The following is a 16,637-nucleotide window of genomic DNA, read 5'->3' as shown; positions in this document are numbered from 1 at the left end:
TATGTCTCACGTGATAGCATCATTAGTTGTTACACCTTTGGGAACAGATACTCCATCTGTCAGTAAATATGTTGCCCATGTTCTGGAGATTCTAGATAAATATAATCTAAAATATCAACTTACACCTATGTGCACGATTATTGAGGGAGAGGAAGAAATTATTTTTCAGGCTATTTTAGATATCAAGCGTCATATGTTTGATATGGGGATAAAGAGAGTTGTTTATACACTGAAAGTAGATGAGAGAACCGATAAACAGCTTACTATGGAGGGTAAGGTACAGTCTGTTAAAAAATATAGGGGAGATGCCTAGTGGGCACTATTGCAAGTAATGCTTGGAGGGGTGTGGAAATTGCTGATGGTATAGAGTTGTATGTTAATGAACAGGGTACTTATCTCCGTTTAAAAAAGAAAATCGCACCTCCCGTTGTAAGAAGAGTACTTTCGGAAGAACATATACCTGTTAGCAGTTTAGAGGCTATAGGAATGGCTATACGTAATTTGGGGCAATGGGTTTTATTAGGCCCACCTGTTAATCGTGATGGCCATATAGAGATCCATGTTTCTCCAAATAAGCAAGAGGTTCATATCGTTTATCATCCTCCGCTTGGAAATGGTAAACCACTTACGGTTAAGGATGTTGTTGAGGAGTTGGAAGCTAAAGGTATAAAGAAATATGATTTGTCTCTTATAGAAGAAGCCCTTTCACGTCCTCGCAAGAAAACACTTGTGGGTATGGGTAAACCTCCTGAAAGGGGAAAAGATGCGGAGGTTATAGTGAGAATCGATCCCGACAAGCCTGTAGAGATTTCTGCTACGGAAAATGTTGATTGGCATTCTATATCGTCTCATGTCTTTGTATCGGAAGGTGACGTTATCATTGAAAAGGTACCACCAACACCTGGTATTCCCGGAGAAGATGTTTTTGGAGAGCCAATACCTCCTCGCCCTGGAAAGGACGTTAATCTTCAGATATATGCTGGGGAAGGCACAGAAGTAACTCCTGATGGTTTGCGTGTTGTTGCTAAGAAAAGTGGTATTCTACGCAAAGTATATGGTAAATATGTTGTTGAAGACACATTTGTTGTCAATGGTGATGTGAATTATGAGGTTGGAAATATTACTAATGTACAGAATGTTCGTATTTATGGTGATGTGCTTCCCGGTTTCAAGGTTATAGCTAATGGTGATGTATATATTCAAGGTTCTGTTACCGATGCTACTATTGAGGCCGGTGGAAATATCGAGGTTCAAGGTCGCATCACATGTAAAACAGGTGGTTACGTTAAAGCTGGTGGTAATGTACTGGCAAAAGAGATTGTTTCAGCTAAAGTTGAGGCAAATGGCCACGTTGTTGTAGAGGATGTTCTCATGCAAAGTACGGTTCATGCTGGGGGGGCTGTTTATATACTTTCCCGTGCTAGAGGAAGAATTGTTGGTGGGGAAGTTATGGCTCGTGATGATATTGTTACACCTATTCTTGGTAATGATCGTGGCACCAATACACATGTCGGAGTTGGTATAGACCCTATTGTTAAAGAGCATTTTGAAACATTATCTTCAGAGGTTGTCGAGCTCAAGAAAAAGCTAATGGATGTTGAGAAAGATCTTACAAAAGCTCGTAATCTCGGACTTATTAAAAAGGTGGCATCTTTAGAAGAAGAGGAAGAACAACTGAGGAAACAGTATCAGCAGTTGAAAGAAGAATATGAGTATCTTCTTGCAGAGATTAAATCATTGAGATCGGGTAAGAAAATATATGTCAAAGATAGAGTGTATCCTAAGGTTCATGCTACTTTTTACGATACAACGTTTGATATCGATAGAATCTATGAAAACTGTGTTCTTACATGTGATGAAAGTAGAAATCTTAGGGTAAAACCATGGCAGGATCCACCGCCTATTGACATTGTTCCTTCTTCATCGAGTAAGGCAGGAGAAGCCTAAGCCTCTCCTGTCAGTATTTTTTCTATCTGTGTTGTTGTTATATATCCAAGAATGGCATTGAGTGTTGCCTGTCCTAAATTAAATAGGGGAATGATGACAATATAGTAACTAATAGGCATGGATATGTTGCCCCAGAAATGTGCAATCTCTATAAGATAGTAGTTCACTCCTACCATGATACCCACTCTAGTTGCTATTCCCATTATGAGGAGCCCGATTTGGAATCCTTTGTGTTTTCTGTAAGTTGGGGCAAAAAAGTTCCCTATACCGATAGGTAAAATCATTGAGAGTACGGCTATAACTTTGAAGGTTGCACCGATAGGATCATAGACCATGTATGCAAGTGCTGTATATGCCAGTGCGGTAAGAAGAGTAAATTCTGGATATAGAAGTACAGCCATGATCATAGGTGTTTCTGATAGATCAAATTTTAGAAAATTGTACGGTGGCATAAGTGGAATTTGCCATTTGGCAAGTACGAAGGAAATGGCAATAAGAACAGAGAGAATAAGTAAATTTTTTAACCGCAGAGTTTCTTTGTGCATAAAAATAACCCCCTTTTACTGCAGGGGGACCCTTCATTGACCCTTCTCCCATCCGGACTTTTACCGTCGGCCACGGAATTTCACCGTGTCAACCCCGTAAGGGGCTCGCGGGCTTTTACCGCCGGTAGGGAATTTCACCCGTCCCCGAAGGGTCCGCTACCTGCTTGTTATGTTTTATCTTTTATACGGTAGGATTATAACATAGGCATAGAAAGTAGGAGGTGGTAGTGTGTCAAAATACACACAGCTTATTAGAATGCTAAAAAGCATGGATGGGAAGAGTTATAAAGCGTATAAGGATATTAGAGGAGAATATAAACACGAGCAGGGCTTTATGTTATTTATAGACCATGTTCAAGGAGATCCCTTTGCATCTCCTTCTAAGGTTACCGTTCAGATACCTTTAGCAATGCTAAATATTAACGAAGATATGAACGAAAACCCAAGAAGAAAACTTGCACTTGAGGATTTTATGCTTCGCAAGTTTGCTAAGTTACTGAAGCAATATTCTAAGAATCTTGGTACGGGGGGTAGTGGGCGATTTTCAACAGATGTGCCTGGTCAGGAGATAATATTTCGCTCAAATTCGGTAGTGAAAAGTGATTATATCCAACTAAGATTTTATATGGGGTTACCAGCTTTTGGTAGGCGAATCAATGGTAAAGGTGCTGTATTCATGTTTAATGAGGCTATTCCTTCTATTGTTAGAGAACTTGCTTTGACTAAAACAGATGTTAGAGAACTTTGGGAGCACATCTATGTAGTCGAGAACGCTTATGCTATAAGAAAATATCTTGAGGAACATGGATATGTTGCCTTTGTGGCGGATGGTAGTTTGCTTCCCCGGGAAAGTGGTGTTAGCGATAAACCCTTGGTTTCTGGTATACCATTCCAGTCTCCTGAATCTTTGCGTATTACTATACCGGTACCACATGGAGAATCGGTAAGCGGGATGGCTATCAAAAAGGGGATTACTCTGATAACTGGAGGAGGTTTTCACGGTAAATCTACTCTCCTTAGTGCCATAGCTAAAGGTATTTTTTATCATATACCAGGGGATGGCAGAGAATATGTAGTAACGACTTATGATACATTACGGGTAAGAGCTGAAGATGGTAGAAAAGTAGAAAAAGTTGATATATCTATGTTTATCAATGGTTTGCCTGGTGGTAAGGATACAGTACACTTTTCTACAGATAATGCCAGTGGTTCTACATCACAAGCAGCATCTATTATTGAGGCCATACAAGCTGGGGCTAAGTTGCTTTTAATGGATGAAGATACATGTGCCACCAACTTTATGGTGCGTGATTATCGTATGCAGAGACTAATACCCAAAAAATATGAACCTATTACACCTCTTATAGACAGAATACAAGAGTTATATGATAAATTTCTAGTTTCTACTATTATGGTTGTTGGGGGTCTTGGAGATTTTCTCGATATTGCCGATACCGTTATTGTGATGGAGTACTATGAGCCTTATGATTTTACGGATAAAGCTCGCCAGATTGTGAAAGAATATCCTTCACAACGTATAAAAGAAGAGGTTCCACCGGCAAAGGAACCTCTTAAAAGGTTTTGGATTTCAAAGTCTTTATCTGTTTCAAACCCCAAAGTCAAAGTGCCTTCTCTAGATAAAGTTATTTATGGTAAGGAAGAAATTACATTTTATGGCTATGATATGTTTAATACCTATTCCCAACTACAGTTTATAGGTGGGTTGATGCAGGCTATAGGGAATGGAAAGTTTGGCACATTGGTTGACCCCTTAGAACTTAAGGATATTTTGAAAAAGGTATGGGATGAAGGTTTGTGGAATGAAATTCTCTCTCATATTGGGTTGAAGAAGGCATACTCGTTTGCTGCTGTTCGTCATCTTGATTTGGCGGTAGTTATCAATCGATATAGGAGGCTTAAAGCCAGTGAATAGTTTTACACTCGAGCCTACTTTTCATAAGTATCGTTTTATAGTTCAGCCCCAGAAAGGTTTTCGTTTTGCCGTTGACAGTGTGATATTGGGACATATTGTGCGTAGTGTAAATGCACTTGATGTTGTAGAACTCGGGGCTGGTAGCGGTATTGTTTCTCTGTCTATGTACAGCCATGGCATCGGTAAGAAATATTATCTTGTAGAAAAAGATCCCGTTATGTGTGAATCGTTATCCATGACTATATCTTTGAATGAGCTTGAGAGAGTGTTTGTGCCAGTATGTGAAGATATAACAAATCTATCTTCTATGAACGATTTTGCCGATGTTGTTATATTTAATCCTCCTTTTTATCGACAAGGTTCTGGTAGGGGTTCTGTTGCCCTTGTAGGAGAACCGGATTTGTTTCTCAATGTAGGTTTTGATATTGTGTCTTCGCATGGTGTTATCGTCTACATAATAGATGCTTATACACTTCACCTGATGGAAAAGACACAAAGACGTTTGGGTTTGTATACCGTGTATGAAGGGCATTATGTATCTAGTAGGGGAAGAGAGCGGGTTGTGAAGGTGCTTACTAAACAATTGATTGGTGTACCTTTTGTGGAATATATAGATATAAACTCTCGCAGGGTTAAATCGTTTTACTATGATGGAGGTGTATAGACATTGTCTACATTGTATGTTGTTGCTACTCCTATTGGTAATCTGGGCGATATTACGCTCAGGGCTCTTGAAGTTTTGAAGAGCGTAGACATCATAGGAGCAGAAACTGCTTCTATAGCTCGTAAGTTGCTATCTGCTTATGGTATTTCCGGTAAGAAGATTATTACAGTCAGAGAAGTTGGTAGAGAAAAAACGTATGAGTACATCAAAAGCCTCCTTGATGAAGGCTATGATATAGCTATCATTTCTGATGCTGGAACTCCTGGTATATCTGATCCCGGTAATGGTATAGTAGATACTTTACTTGCCGAGGGATATGAGGTTGTGCCTGTGCCTGGTCCTTCTGCTATTACCGCTCTCTTGTCAGTTTTTCCGGTTAGGGACCCGTGGGTGTTTTTAGGATTTTTGCCTAAGAAAAAGGGCAAACGTAAAAAGGTTTTGGAGTTGTTTTACAACATAAAAGTCAATATTGTTTTCTATGAAACGCCATATAAGATCGTTGAGACTTTAGAAATACTTAGTGATGTTATGCCGGATACACAAATGTGTTTAGGTAGAGAGATAACAAAAAAATATGAAGAGTTTATTGTGGGTACTCCTGGAGAGATACTAGAGGTTCTTTTGGATAAAAAGGAAATCAAAGGTGAAATTGTATGTGCCCTGAGGGTGAATAAATAGTTCTTATACTTGGTAATTTTAAATTGAAATGGAAAATAACATACAGGAAGGAGGGGGATGTATATGATCAGAAGATGGGGAGACATCTTCAGCGAGTTTGAGAGAATGATGAAAGAAATGAACAGACTGTTTGAAGAAGATGTTATAGCTCACCGCGCTGGCTTTGCTATGCCAGCTATTGAGATGGAGGACACTGGTGATGAGTTTATCATAAAGGCTATGATTCCTGGACTTGATAAGGATAATGTAGAAGTTATTGTTGATGAGGATAGGGTTATTCTTAGAGGTGAGTATAAGCAGGAGAAGAAATCTGAAGACAGCAATATAATCTACAGTGAGATTTCCTATGGTGCTTTTGAGAGAGTTATTCCTCTGCCTGAGATGGTAAAAGCGGAAGAGGCCAAGGCTAAATTTGATGATGGTGTGCTTGTTATCACACTGCCCAAATATAAAGAAACACGTAGAGGTAGAAAACTGGATATTGAGTAATAAAAGGGGGCTTTATAGCCCCCTTTATTTTTATGTGTGTTTGGCCTCCTCTTCTCCAAACAGAATAGAGATTTCTCTGGATGCGGAATGGACACTGTCAGAGGCATGAATAGAATTTGCAGGTAAGCCTAGCCCGATATCTCCCCTAATGGTGCCAGGGGCTGCTTCGGCAGGATCTGTGCTACCAACAAGTTTTCTTAGTATTTTTACAGCATTTTCTCTTTCTAGTATCATGACAATAACCTGTCTTCCACTCATAAAGTTTATGAGCCCTTCATAGAAGGGTTTTCCTTTATGTTCCTCGTAAAATCGTTCTGCACATTCTCTTGAGAACACCATACTTTTCATTTTTACAATTCGGAAACCTTTGCGCTCAATGCGACTAATAATGTTGCCAATAAACCCCCTTTCTACCGCGTCGGGTTTAATAATGGCAAGGGTTCTTTCTATCATCGTATGTCCCCCTTTCATAATATTCTATATTTATTCTACTCCTAGACTTAAAAGTCGCATATTTGTGGTATAATCTCACTGCAAACGATAAATGTGGAGGTGAGAGTAGTGACCAAGGCAGAACTTATAAACAAGATAGCCGAGATTACCGGGTTTACTAAGAAAGACACAGAGAGATTCCTCGATGCTTTTATCAATGTTGTTACTGATTCTCTAAGAAATGGAGAAGAGGTTAGCATCGTTGGTTTTGGTAAGTTTGCCGTTTCTCATCGTAAGGCCCGTAAGGGTGTTAATCCTCAGACTGGTGAACCTATTGACATCCCAGCTAAGGATGTTCCTGTATTCAGACCCGGTAAGAAGCTCAAAGACGCCGTTGCAAAGAAGTAATTTAAGGGGTGGTACCTGTTGAGGGGGCAGATGTCTGCCCCCTTTTGTCGTTTATAATATAGGCGGTGATGGTTATGAAAAAAATTGTTGTGCTATATGGTGGAGTTTCAGAGGAGAGAGAAATATCTCAAAAAACAGGTTTGTCAATAGCTAATGCTTTAACCCAAAAAGGTTATCAGGTGCATCTTATTGATACTGCAGATGATGATTGGGTTTATACTCTTGCAACAATAAGTCCTGATGCTGTATTTGTTGCTTTACATGGTCGATTTGGTGAGGATGGGAAGGTACAAGGTGTTCTTGAATCGTTAAAAATACCGTATACTGGTAGTGGTGTCAGAGGCAGTGTTATTGCTATGGACAAGCTGCTTAGTAAATATTTCTTCGAGAATGCCGGATTTCATGTACCTAAGTATGTTACTTATACGTCTCACTTTTCTCCAAATGAGATTAGGGAAACTGGCGTTGGATATCCTGTAGTTGTGAAGCCCAGATATGGGGGGTCTACTATAGGGTTACATATTGTAGAGAATGATACAGATCTTGTTAAGGCCATCAATGATATTTTAGAGATGGGGGATGTACCAGTTATAGAAGAGTTTATTAAAGGAAGAGAACTAACCTTAGGAGCATATAAAAATATTGATGGAAAAGTCGTTTTATTACCTCTTATAGAAATTGTGTATGGGGCAGAGATTTTTGATTATGAAACAAAGTATACTGCGGGTGCTGCCAAGCATCTTATACCTGCTCCTGTTCCTGAATCTGTTTATGATGAACTTGAAAGGAAGATACCCTTGCTTTTTGAAACCATGAGTTTAGATGGTATTGTAAGATTTGATTTTATGTTTTCTGAAGACGGTATCTTGTATGTGTTAGAGGTCAATACAATACCAGGTATGACTAGTGTTTCTCTTGTTCCTGATGCTGCTAGGCATATGGGACTTGCTTTTGAAGAACTTGTTGAGGAGGTTCTAAAAACGGCAAGTTATGGCAAGGCATAAGTTCGATAAAGCAAATAAAAAGGGTTCCTCAAGGGGAAAAAGTCGAGATAATAAAAATAAATTGATACGAGGTATATTAGTGCTTTTTATTATTGTTGTTTTTTTGTGTGGCTTATTATTTCTTCCGGTATATATGCCAACCTTTGCCAGTGTTTCCAGGATAGAGTTGCATTTAAATAAAGATTATATTGCCCAAAGCAAGGTGCAAACATATTTAACGATATGTGGTATTAGCAGTGATGCTATATGGAAGATTCCCTCTAAACAGGTAGCTGAGTGTATTAAATCTAAAAATGTTCTCATAGATAAAGTATCATTTGCTTACTGGAAGGGGGTCTTAACTGTTTCGGTAACAGAACCGAGCATGTTATTTGCTGTAAAAACTGATGACACTGTATATTATGTGTCAAATGATAACAGGGCATTTCGTATAGACGCATTTGACAATGTCCCTCAGGGACTTGAAACATTTTATATACCAAAAACAGGTGCGTTAACAGATATAGAAATAAAAGGTTTACATCTTATATCTTCGTCTATTTTATGTAAGCAGCTTTTTAAACATAGAGGCACACCCGGGCAGGTATACATTATTGGTAACTATGCGCGGTTGACTTACACTTCTTCTAATACTGAAAAAGTTGTTATTATTCCACTTTATGATTTGGAGGCTTGTGAGAGAGTTGATAAATACTGGGATAAAATATGGCAAAGTGAAGGAAAATATGTTGACTTTACACATAGGAGAATTATAGTCGTTAAAGATACCCCATAAACACTTAACGAAATTGTATTTTGTGGTATCATATCAAGTAGAATAGAACTTAGAAAGTTGTATTTATGTAACGATAAAGGAGGTATGGGGCTGTGGTGTTGGGTGCCGAGGCAGAAAAAATTCAAACGGGAGAAGAGAAAGTGCCCCAGTCCTCTTCATTTGGTTCTTTTCCTAATGCAGAGGAGAGTAGAGGGGCTCAGATAACTATTGTTGGGGTTGGAGGAGCTGGAGGTAACATTGTTAATACTCTTGCTTCTCAGAATATTTCTTATATTAACATTGTTGCCATGAATACAGATAGTCAAGTTCTTAGTAAACTTAAAAAGGTTCCTGTTCGCATAAGATTAGGTGAAGCTATTACAGGTGGCCTCGGTGCTGGTAGTGATCCTGAAACAGGTAAAAAAGCTGCAGAGGAGAGTAAGGAAGATATCTCTCGTGCTATAGACAAAGCCGATATGGTCATTGTTGTTGCCGGTATGGGAGGTGGTACAGGAACAGGAGCAGCCCCTGTAATAGCCGAAGTTGCAAAAAATGAGGGAGCACTTGTTGTTGGTATTGTCACGCTACCATTTTTGTTTGAGGGCAGAAAAAAGCGCGCCCTTGCCCTTAAAGGCATGGAAGAACTTGCTCGTTTTGTTGATGCTCTTATTGTTATAGACAATGAAAAGGTTAAAGTTGCATATAGAGATCATAGAAAGGGAATTTCTTTAGGACAGGCATTCAGACTTGTTGATGAAGTTGTTATAAGAGGAGTTAGGGGTATTACAGATATTATTTTTACTACTGGTACGATTAATGTAGATTTTGCCGATGTAAGGTCTGTTCTTAGCGAAGCAGGTCGTGGCTACATCGGTCTTGGGCAGTCCAGAGGTGAACAGGGAGGAGATAGGGTTAAAGAGGCTGCTGAAAAGGCCATTAACTCGCCACTTCTAGATATTGACCTTAGCACGATGAAGCCTAAGTCTGTGCTTGTCAATGTTCGTGTCAAACACATGGATGTTATAGACCTTGATGAGTTTTATGGTGTTATGGACTATATCAAGGATGCACTCAATATGGTTACCATTGAAGAAGAGGAGCTCTTTAAGTATGGTGTTGTTGAGGATCCATCCATGGATGAAGAGGAAGTGGAGATTACTGTTGTTGCAGCAGGCCTTGAACCTATTAGCCGCACAAGAAGAAAATCGAGGTATACTAGAGGATCATCTTCACGTAGATCACGAGATATGGGCGATGAAGATGTGTTTTTCCCTGAGGGATAGTTTGTGGCGAAACAGAGCTATGTAGAGTGGAATAAACGAGCAAGGCGGGAAGAATTACTGGCGGGGGAGAAGTATGTAGAGCATACTTCTCCCTCTTCTTTTGTTGGTAAAGTTCTTATGGTATTTCCAGGTGATTATGGTGTTGGTATGGCCAATCTTGGCTATCAACATGTTATGAGATTGTGGCAGCGAGAAGGGTTCGAGGTTGACAGATTATTTCTTGATTCGTCTCTTGAGGAAGACTGGTCATTTGAAAAGGAGTATCCACTTGATAGCTTTGATATTATTGCTATATCTTTTCCTTTTGAGGGTGGGCTTATCCGTCTTATCCCATTTCTTAAAAAAGTAAGGCAATTGCCTTCAAATCCACTTATCGTATTAGGTGGTGCTACAACATATTTCAATCCCTTTATTGTAAATGATTATGTTGACTATGTTATTGTAGGAGATGGAGAAGAGGCTATACATGCTCTTGTTGAACATATTTCATCTAATAAACCGTTGCCACCATGGATTATAAGACCTGGTGATAGATCTGCTGTTGTTCACAAAGTATTAAACCTTCGTGAACCCGCATATTCACTTATTGTTCCTAAAGAGAGTGTGTTTGAAAACTTTTTTCTTATTGAAATAGGTAGAGGTTGTCATGTAGGATGTCGGTTTTGTGTCTATGGATACACATATAGGCCCATTCGCCACTTTTCTCCAGACGAAATTGTATCTATATTACAAACAAAGCAAATAGATACAGATACTGTGGGACTAGTATCTGCCAGTTTGTCTCTTCATAAGCAGCCTATAGATGTTGCAAAGTCTGTGTTGAATATGGGATATAGACCTGTGCCCTCTTCTCTTCATGTCAATGAGTCTTCTCCCGAACTTATTTCGTTGCTTGCTAGCTCTGGTAATCGAAGTATGACATTTGCTGTAGAACATGGTGATAGGGAATTTCAGAAAAGACTAGGCAAAGATGTTGATCCGGAACATCTCAATGTTCTATTAAAAGCTGGAGTGGAAAATGGTTTAAAGAGTATAAAGTTGTATTTTATTATGGGACTTGGAGATGATCCAGAGTATAATGCCGCTGCTGGTGTAGAATTTGTAAAAAGGGCAATCGATGGTGTTTCAGGTTTAAAGGTGACTATTTCGTTTTCGGTGCTTGTGCCTAAACCATGGACACCATTTGAAAAACTTGAGTTTCCTAAAAGATCATTTATAAAAAAAGAAATATTGGCATGGAAGAGGTTAGTTAGAAAGAATAAGTTACCTGTGCAGCTTATTCTTCCATCGTATAAAGAGGCATTTGAAGAGTATGCATTATCTCGTTTTTCGGGTGATTTGGCGTATAGATATGTTGTAAGGGGGGAATCTCTTAAGGACCTGGTGGAAGAGGCTAATGATATGAAGGCATGGAAAAGTCTAAAGCATATTGATCCATCTGCTATCTTAGATGTGGAATATGCTCGTTATTTGCAGGGTAAGTACCCTATAGGTTGTAAAGGAGACTGTGGCTCTTGTATGGTAAAATCACTTGTTGAAAGGGGTGATTCTCTTGTATAGCATAACAATAGAACTTGATGAAAATGTTTCACAAAGAGAACTTATTAACAAATACATAAGAGATATACTAACAGGTCTTCGTGAAGAGCATGAAGTGTATATTTCATTGCCAGAAGAGGGTAGGGATAACATTGTAGTGGATCGCATTTTGACAATGATAGAAGGATACTTATGGATGAAAATGCCCAATGACGATAAAGACAGATTCTACAAAGATATTTACTTTAGCCCTAAAGAGGACTTTGTGTTTATAAAAGATCCAGCTTATGTCTATAACTATCGGTAGCTGATTATATAGCTAATGCCGCAGCACCAATGATGCCGGCGTTATTGCTGAAGCGGGCTTTTAGCCATGGTATTTGGCCTTTTAGGCTGGGAAGCACCCTTCTTTCATATACAGCGTGTGCATCTTGTTGCCATATGTCCCAAGATAGTACCCCACTTCCGCCAAAGACTATTGCCTCCGGATCTAATATATTAGCGAGATTAGCTACAGCCATTCCAATGTACCTTATAAATCTATCATAGGCTATTTTAGCCAGCGTATCGTTGTCCTTTAGTTCCATAATTTCTACCATAGATATATTGTCCATTATTGTTGGCATCCCATATTGCTTTTCAATTTCAGCCCATTTTTCAATGCTTCTTGGTGAGGCAATAGCCTCAACGCAGCCTCTACTTCCACATCCACATATGGGACCATCTTCCATTACAGACATGTGCCCGAATTCAGCGCCAGCACCGTGAATCCCTTGCCATATCTTGCCGTTTATCATTATAGCTCCACCAATCCCTGTTCCCAATGTAATACCAATAATATTCTTATATCCTTGGGCTACTCCCCATTGTGCCTCTGCAATTAAAAATGCATTAGCGTCATTTTCTACAAAGATATCTTTTCCTGTTTCTTGATGGAGGATCTTTGCTAATTTTATGCCAGACAAAGGGATGTTTGGGGTAAATAGCACTTCTCCGTCTTTGACCTGACCGGGTATACCTATACCAATACGATTTCCTTTGTAGGATAATATGATGGTTTTTAGAGTCTGTATTATTTCTCCTTGAGATGCCGGTGTTGATATTTGTTCTTTCCATATGATTGTGCCGTTTTCGACTTCTCCGTATGCTATTTTAGTGCCTCCGACATCTATACCCAATGGCATATATCATTCCCCCTTTTGGTATCATCTAAATAGGTGATGCCTATGCAAAGTTTAACACAGAGACAGCGTGAAATACTCACAACGCTAATTAGATTGTATCTGGACTGGGGAGAACCGGTAGCGTCAGCTGATATTGCTGATGCTATTGGTGGTAAGTGGAGTAGTGCCACGATCAGAAAGGAGCTTAAGGCTCTTGAGGATATGGGCTTTTTAGAGCATCCTTATAAGGTGGCAGGTAGATATCCTACTGTAAAGGCGTATAGGTGGTTTTTCAATAATCTTATCTATGCTCCCTTGTGGGATGAAAGTAGTGTTCATCTATTCAAGAATCTCATACTAAGTGCTAGAGAGGCAGCTCAGGCAATTAGATCTGTAGTGGATGAGATAGCATCTTCTGTGCGGGAAATGAGTATGGGAACATACGTGCCTAGCGAAGCTGTTATCGTTGATATGGTGTTTCCTAAGGTTGATAAGAAATATATCGTTGGATTGTTACTCTCAACAGGGGAATTTGTAAAAGTATTTGTAGATGAATCTCAGATATCTTCACAAACTTTGGATGATATAAAGAATAGTGTTATTGGGCGATATCTTAAGGATATCTATGAAAGTAGACACCTTTATCCATCATGGTTTGCCGAACTTGTTGATAGGGCAATGCAGGTAAGAGTTATGGAAAGCGGTATAGAATACCTTGTTGATAAAGGAGATGTTTCTGGTCGTATTAGGCATCTTATTACAAAGCTGAAAAAGGATGATTGGTACGAGCGTATTATGATTGCTACAAGTGAACCGACAATTATGTTTAGTGAGGAGTTTACCGATGGGGCTGTTAAAGATTGGATGATAATGGTTGTAAGGTATTCCCATAGAGGACTTGAAGGTATTATCGGTCTTGTTGGGCCCAGACGATATAGTCCTGAACGAATATTTGAAACATTGTGGGCTGCTAAAAAGGCGTTGGAGGAGACAGATGATGAAGCAAATAGAAATTGATGTTATCAATGATAAATTACCGGTAGATGTATATGAATACCTGTATTCCATTGCCCCAGAAGGGTTTATCGAACGAACAGATGGTGCTCATCGTTTTGTATTATTTGTTGAAGATGAGATGGTGGAGGCTATTAAGGATACATTGCGGTCGTATGTATGGATTGCCGATATCAAGATAGGTTCGTCTGTTGAAGAAAATGGTTGGTTGAAATCATGGAGAGATAATTATAGACCTATTAAGGTGCCACCTTTTAAAATTATTCCTGCATGGCTAAAGGATAGTGAACTTGCAGAAGGTTTTCTTCCCATTTATATTAACAGTGGCATTGCTTTTGGCACTGGGGAGCATGAGACTACCCAATTATGCCTTCGGTTATTAGCAGATGTGAATGTAAAAAATAAGACAGTACTTGATATAGGTACGGGTAGTGGCATCCTTGCTATAGCTGCTTCAAGGTTGGGAGCGAAACAAGTGTTTGCCTTTGATCTTGACCCTGTTGCCGTTGAGGTGGCTCAGGATAATATAGCAATCAATGGACTGGATAATATACAGGTTTTCCAAAAAGATGCTCTTAAATACAGAGGGCAAGGATATGATGTAGTAATGGCTAATCTTGTGTGGAGTATTTTATCTGAGATATCTGTACCCATGAAGGAAACAGTTGGCTCAGGACTGTTTATAGCATCTGGTATTTTGAAGGAACAATTTACTGATTTTCTACATCTCTATGAAAAGGCAGGATTCCGCTATATAACCCATAAACAGATGGGTGAATGGGTAGGTGTGCTAATGCGTGGCTGATATATACTTTGTGCCTTCTAATCTGTGGCATGAAAATTATGTGGAACTTGATAAGTTTCTTTATCGTAGATTTTTAAAGGTTATGCGTATGAAAGATGGTAACGTGATAGCTTTGACTGATGGTGATGGCAGATATGCGGAGGGAGTACTTCGCAGTCAGGGACATCGCATTGTGCTGACAGAGGTTTCTTATCATGAAGATGATAGGATTCCTATAGATGTATATCTACCTATTATTAAGGGTGAACGTATGGATTGGGCTATTGCTAAGTTAGGGGAGTTAGGGGTTAGAAGTATAACCCCTGTATTTACTGAGAGAACCATAGTAAGAAAATGGTCTGATAATAAAAAGGAACGATGCATATCTATATTGGCTTCTTCTCTAGAGGTTCGCAGGCGTTTCTGGCTAACGCAATGTCGTGAAGCACAAAAGCTGGAAGACATCTATGATGATATAGATATATTTTTCGATATAGAAGGACAATCACCTCAAACTGTTCGTTTCCCTGTATCCGTGCTTGTGGGGCCTGAAGGAGGTCTAAGTCTTCAGGAGAAGTCTGGTTTGATGGAAAGTGGAGCAATGCCAATCTCTTTGGGCAAGAGCACTTTGCGTGCCGAAACAGCAGCCATTGTTGGTGTTTCAATACTTGCATACATAGGAGGAGTTCTTTGATGACTGTAGGTGTTTTTTATTTCGGGTGTAAGGTTAACCAATATGATCTTGCCCGTATAACAACGGCTCTTGCGAATGCAAATATCAATGTGAGCGTAGGTGAGATAGGTGACATTAACATTATAGCAGGATGTGTGGTAACCCATAAAGCTGAAAGGGAAGGTTTAAGACTCATTAGAAAGATAAAAAGGGAAAATCCCAATGCCAAGATATTCCTTATGGGATGCTTAGCAGTTCATAAGGGTAGAGAACTATTGGAGGAAGGTCTTATTGATGACATGTTTTTTACAAGAGATGATGAGGTAATAAGATTAAAGGATACTTTATCCACATTGCTTGATGTGTCTCTTTCTTTACCTCATAAGGTTAACCTTATGGAACACAGTAGGGCATTTTTAAAAGTTCAAGATGGTTGCACTTATCAGTGTGCATTCTGTCTTTCACGGGATACCCGTATCTCTGTAGTGTCATACAACCTTGAAGAGAAAGTAGAAGAGTTGCGAAAGATTATGCTTGATGGAGTCGCAGAGGTGGTTGTTACAGGTATCAATCTTATGCTATGGACTGATGGGGTACATGACATATCATATTTGCTTTTAAAGCTTGCCGATGAGGCTTATCGTTTTGGAGGGCGTATACGCATCTCTAGTGTATATCCTGATAAGAAAATTTTTTCTCTGACCCCGTTATGGAGTCATCCCGGCGTTGCCAATCACATGCATATATCTGTGCAAAGTGGTAGTGGTAAAGTGTTAAATGATATGAATAGGATGAATTATATACCTATCCTTGATGAATATCTTTCAACGGTTAGAGAGATGGACCCCGGGTTTGGACTTAGTGGTGATTTTATTGTAGGATTTCCTACGGAGACAGAAGAAGATTTTCATAAAACAGTAGAATTTGTAAGAAGACATATGTTTAACAAACTTCATGTGTTTCCATATTCCCCTCGAGTAGGTACTCCTGCTTATCATTTAAACCCATTACCGTCCTATGTACTTAAAGAGCGAGGCCGGATACTTCGTGATGTTGGAGAATCTTTAAAGCATACGTTTATTGAGAAAATCAAGGGCACAAAAAGACCTGCTGTCTTTTTACATGGCAAGCACCCCCGCGTTTTATTTGACAACTATGTTTATATGCAATATGCAGAACCATTTTATGGCATAAAAGAGATCTCCATAGATGCAACAAATATTCTGTAGATATGCATTTGTTGTTGCATATTTCTCATAAATTTTAATGAATATTCTAAAAAATACCCAGTTTGTGATACAATATTCGTGTAAATTTTGAAAAAGGG

The 16,637-nt window shown here is 39.2% G+C and carries 19 protein-coding genes and 1 riboswitch; of the genes, 16 read left to right on the top strand and 3 right to left on the bottom strand.

What is annotated here, in order from left to right; translation table 11 throughout:
* The first annotated feature begins 1 nt into the window (after nucleotide 1).
* Both GM182_RS04445 and GM182_RS04440 read left to right on the top strand, forming a co-directional pair.
* Complete coding sequence (locus tag GM182_RS04445) at nucleotides 2–313, top strand: MTH1187 family thiamine-binding protein (RefSeq protein ID WP_449185925.1); 312 nt, start codon at nucleotides 2–4, stop codon at nucleotides 311–313.
* Nucleotides 313–1,947: a FapA family protein gene (locus GM182_RS04440; protein ID WP_449185924.1), complete on the top strand. Its 1,635-nt coding sequence runs from the start codon at nucleotides 313–315 to the stop codon at nucleotides 1,945–1,947. The genes GM182_RS04445 and GM182_RS04440 overlap by 1 nt, the downstream gene beginning before the upstream one ends.
* Here GM182_RS04440 and GM182_RS04435 read toward each other — a convergent pair.
* The gene (locus GM182_RS04435) at nucleotides 1,944–2,492 is read right to left on the bottom strand and encodes a hypothetical protein (RefSeq protein ID WP_449185923.1); all 549 of its coding nucleotides are present in this window, start codon (nucleotides 2,490–2,492) and stop codon (nucleotides 1,944–1,946) included. The two genes, GM182_RS04440 and GM182_RS04435, sit on opposite strands and share 4 nt — an antisense overlap.
* Nucleotides 2,493–2,528: 36 nt before the next feature.
* A riboswitch (FMN riboswitch) is annotated at nucleotides 2,529–2,648 on the bottom strand.
* 73 nt (nucleotides 2,649–2,721) lie between these two features.
* Here GM182_RS04435 and GM182_RS04430 point away from each other — a divergent pair.
* The 4 genes from GM182_RS04430 (at nucleotide 2,722) to GM182_RS04415 (ending at nucleotide 6,256) form a co-directional block, all read left to right on the top strand.
* A complete protein-coding gene (locus tag GM182_RS04430; protein WP_449185922.1) occupies nucleotides 2,722–4,425 on the top strand; it encodes an ABC-ATPase domain-containing protein in 1,704 nt (567 codons plus the stop codon).
* Nucleotides 4,418–5,089 carry a methyltransferase gene (locus tag GM182_RS04425; protein ID WP_449185921.1) on the top strand — a complete coding sequence of 224 codons (672 nt, stop codon included), beginning with the start codon at nucleotides 4,418–4,420 and terminating at the stop codon, nucleotides 5,087–5,089. Before GM182_RS04430 ends, GM182_RS04425 begins: the two co-directional genes overlap by 8 nt.
* A 3-nt stretch (nucleotides 5,090–5,092) precedes the next feature.
* Nucleotides 5,093–5,767: a 16S rRNA (cytidine(1402)-2'-O)-methyltransferase gene (rsmI, locus tag GM182_RS04420; RefSeq protein ID WP_449185920.1), complete on the top strand. Its 675-nt coding sequence runs from the start codon at nucleotides 5,093–5,095 to the stop codon at nucleotides 5,765–5,767.
* Between the two features lie 63 nt (nucleotides 5,768–5,830).
* A complete protein-coding gene (locus tag GM182_RS04415; protein WP_449185919.1) occupies nucleotides 5,831–6,256 on the top strand; it encodes an Hsp20/alpha crystallin family protein in 426 nt (141 codons plus the stop codon).
* 30 nt (nucleotides 6,257–6,286) lie between these two features.
* On the opposite strand, the gene ndk is transcribed toward GM182_RS04415, so the two are convergent.
* Nucleotides 6,287–6,709, bottom strand: coding sequence for a nucleoside-diphosphate kinase (ndk, locus tag GM182_RS04410; protein ID WP_449185918.1), 423 nt, complete (start codon nucleotides 6,707–6,709; stop codon nucleotides 6,287–6,289).
* A 108-nt stretch (nucleotides 6,710–6,817) separates the two neighbouring features.
* On the opposite strand from ndk, the gene GM182_RS04405 reads away from it, so the two are divergent.
* The 6 genes from GM182_RS04405 to GM182_RS04380 all read left to right on the top strand — a co-directional run bounded on the left by GM182_RS04405 (nucleotide 6,818) and on the right by GM182_RS04380 (nucleotide 11,983).
* On the top strand, nucleotides 6,818–7,096 hold the full coding sequence (locus GM182_RS04405; RefSeq protein WP_449185916.1) for an HU family DNA-binding protein: 279 nt from the start codon (nucleotides 6,818–6,820) through the stop codon (nucleotides 7,094–7,096).
* A 74-nt stretch (nucleotides 7,097–7,170) separates the two neighbouring features.
* Nucleotides 7,171–8,100: a D-alanine--D-alanine ligase gene (locus GM182_RS04400; protein WP_449185915.1), complete on the top strand. Its 930-nt coding sequence runs from the start codon at nucleotides 7,171–7,173 to the stop codon at nucleotides 8,098–8,100.
* Between the two features lie 79 nt (nucleotides 8,101–8,179).
* Nucleotides 8,180–8,875: a hypothetical protein gene (locus GM182_RS04395; RefSeq protein WP_449185914.1), complete on the top strand. Its 696-nt coding sequence runs from the start codon at nucleotides 8,180–8,182 to the stop codon at nucleotides 8,873–8,875.
* Between the two features lie 92 nt (nucleotides 8,876–8,967).
* Nucleotides 8,968–10,137, top strand: coding sequence for a cell division protein FtsZ (gene ftsZ, locus GM182_RS04390; RefSeq protein WP_449185913.1), 1,170 nt, complete (start codon nucleotides 8,968–8,970; stop codon nucleotides 10,135–10,137).
* A gap of 3 nt (nucleotides 10,138–10,140) precedes the next feature.
* On the top strand, nucleotides 10,141–11,697 hold the full coding sequence (locus GM182_RS04385) for a B12-binding domain-containing radical SAM protein (RefSeq protein WP_449185912.1): 1,557 nt from the start codon (nucleotides 10,141–10,143) through the stop codon (nucleotides 11,695–11,697).
* Nucleotides 11,690–11,983 (top strand): hypothetical protein, encoded by a 294-nt coding sequence (locus GM182_RS04380; RefSeq protein WP_449185911.1) that lies wholly within the window; start codon nucleotides 11,690–11,692, stop codon nucleotides 11,981–11,983. The genes GM182_RS04385 and GM182_RS04380 overlap by 8 nt, the downstream gene beginning before the upstream one ends.
* A 4-nt stretch (nucleotides 11,984–11,987) precedes the next feature.
* Here the strand turns inward: GM182_RS04380 and GM182_RS04375 are convergent, their stop codons facing one another.
* Entirely contained in the window at nucleotides 11,988–12,860 is an 873-nt protein-coding gene (locus tag GM182_RS04375; RefSeq protein ID WP_449185910.1) for an ROK family protein, read from the bottom strand.
* A gap of 42 nt (nucleotides 12,861–12,902) precedes the next feature.
* Between GM182_RS04375 and GM182_RS04370 the strand changes: the two genes are divergently transcribed.
* The 4 genes from GM182_RS04370 to GM182_RS04355 are packed head-to-tail and all read left to right on the top strand — an operon-like array spanning nucleotide 12,903 to nucleotide 16,539.
* Nucleotides 12,903–13,856 (top strand): LexA family protein, encoded by a 954-nt coding sequence (locus GM182_RS04370; RefSeq protein ID WP_449185909.1) that lies wholly within the window; start codon nucleotides 12,903–12,905, stop codon nucleotides 13,854–13,856.
* Complete coding sequence (locus tag GM182_RS04365) at nucleotides 13,837–14,658, top strand: 50S ribosomal protein L11 methyltransferase (RefSeq protein ID WP_449185908.1); 822 nt, start codon at nucleotides 13,837–13,839, stop codon at nucleotides 14,656–14,658. Before GM182_RS04370 ends, GM182_RS04365 begins: the two co-directional genes overlap by 20 nt.
* Nucleotides 14,651–15,331, top strand: a complete 681-nt coding sequence (locus GM182_RS04360) for an RsmE family RNA methyltransferase (RefSeq protein WP_449185907.1) — start codon at nucleotides 14,651–14,653, stop codon at nucleotides 15,329–15,331. Before GM182_RS04365 ends, GM182_RS04360 begins: the two co-directional genes overlap by 8 nt.
* Nucleotides 15,331–16,539 carry a radical SAM protein gene (locus tag GM182_RS04355; protein ID WP_449185906.1) on the top strand — a complete coding sequence of 403 codons (1,209 nt, stop codon included), beginning with the start codon at nucleotides 15,331–15,333 and terminating at the stop codon, nucleotides 16,537–16,539. Before GM182_RS04360 ends, GM182_RS04355 begins: the two co-directional genes overlap by 1 nt.
* Nucleotides 16,540–16,637 lie beyond the last annotated feature (98 nt).

Origin of the sequence: Zhurongbacter thermophilus, assembly GCF_026184435.1 — a bacterium.
Classification (GTDB): Bacteria; Coprothermobacterota; Coprothermobacteria; order Coprothermobacterales; family JAADFF01; genus JAADFF01.
The sequence above is the reverse complement of the archived record's forward strand: the minus strand, read 5'-3'. Positions and strand labels throughout refer to the sequence as shown.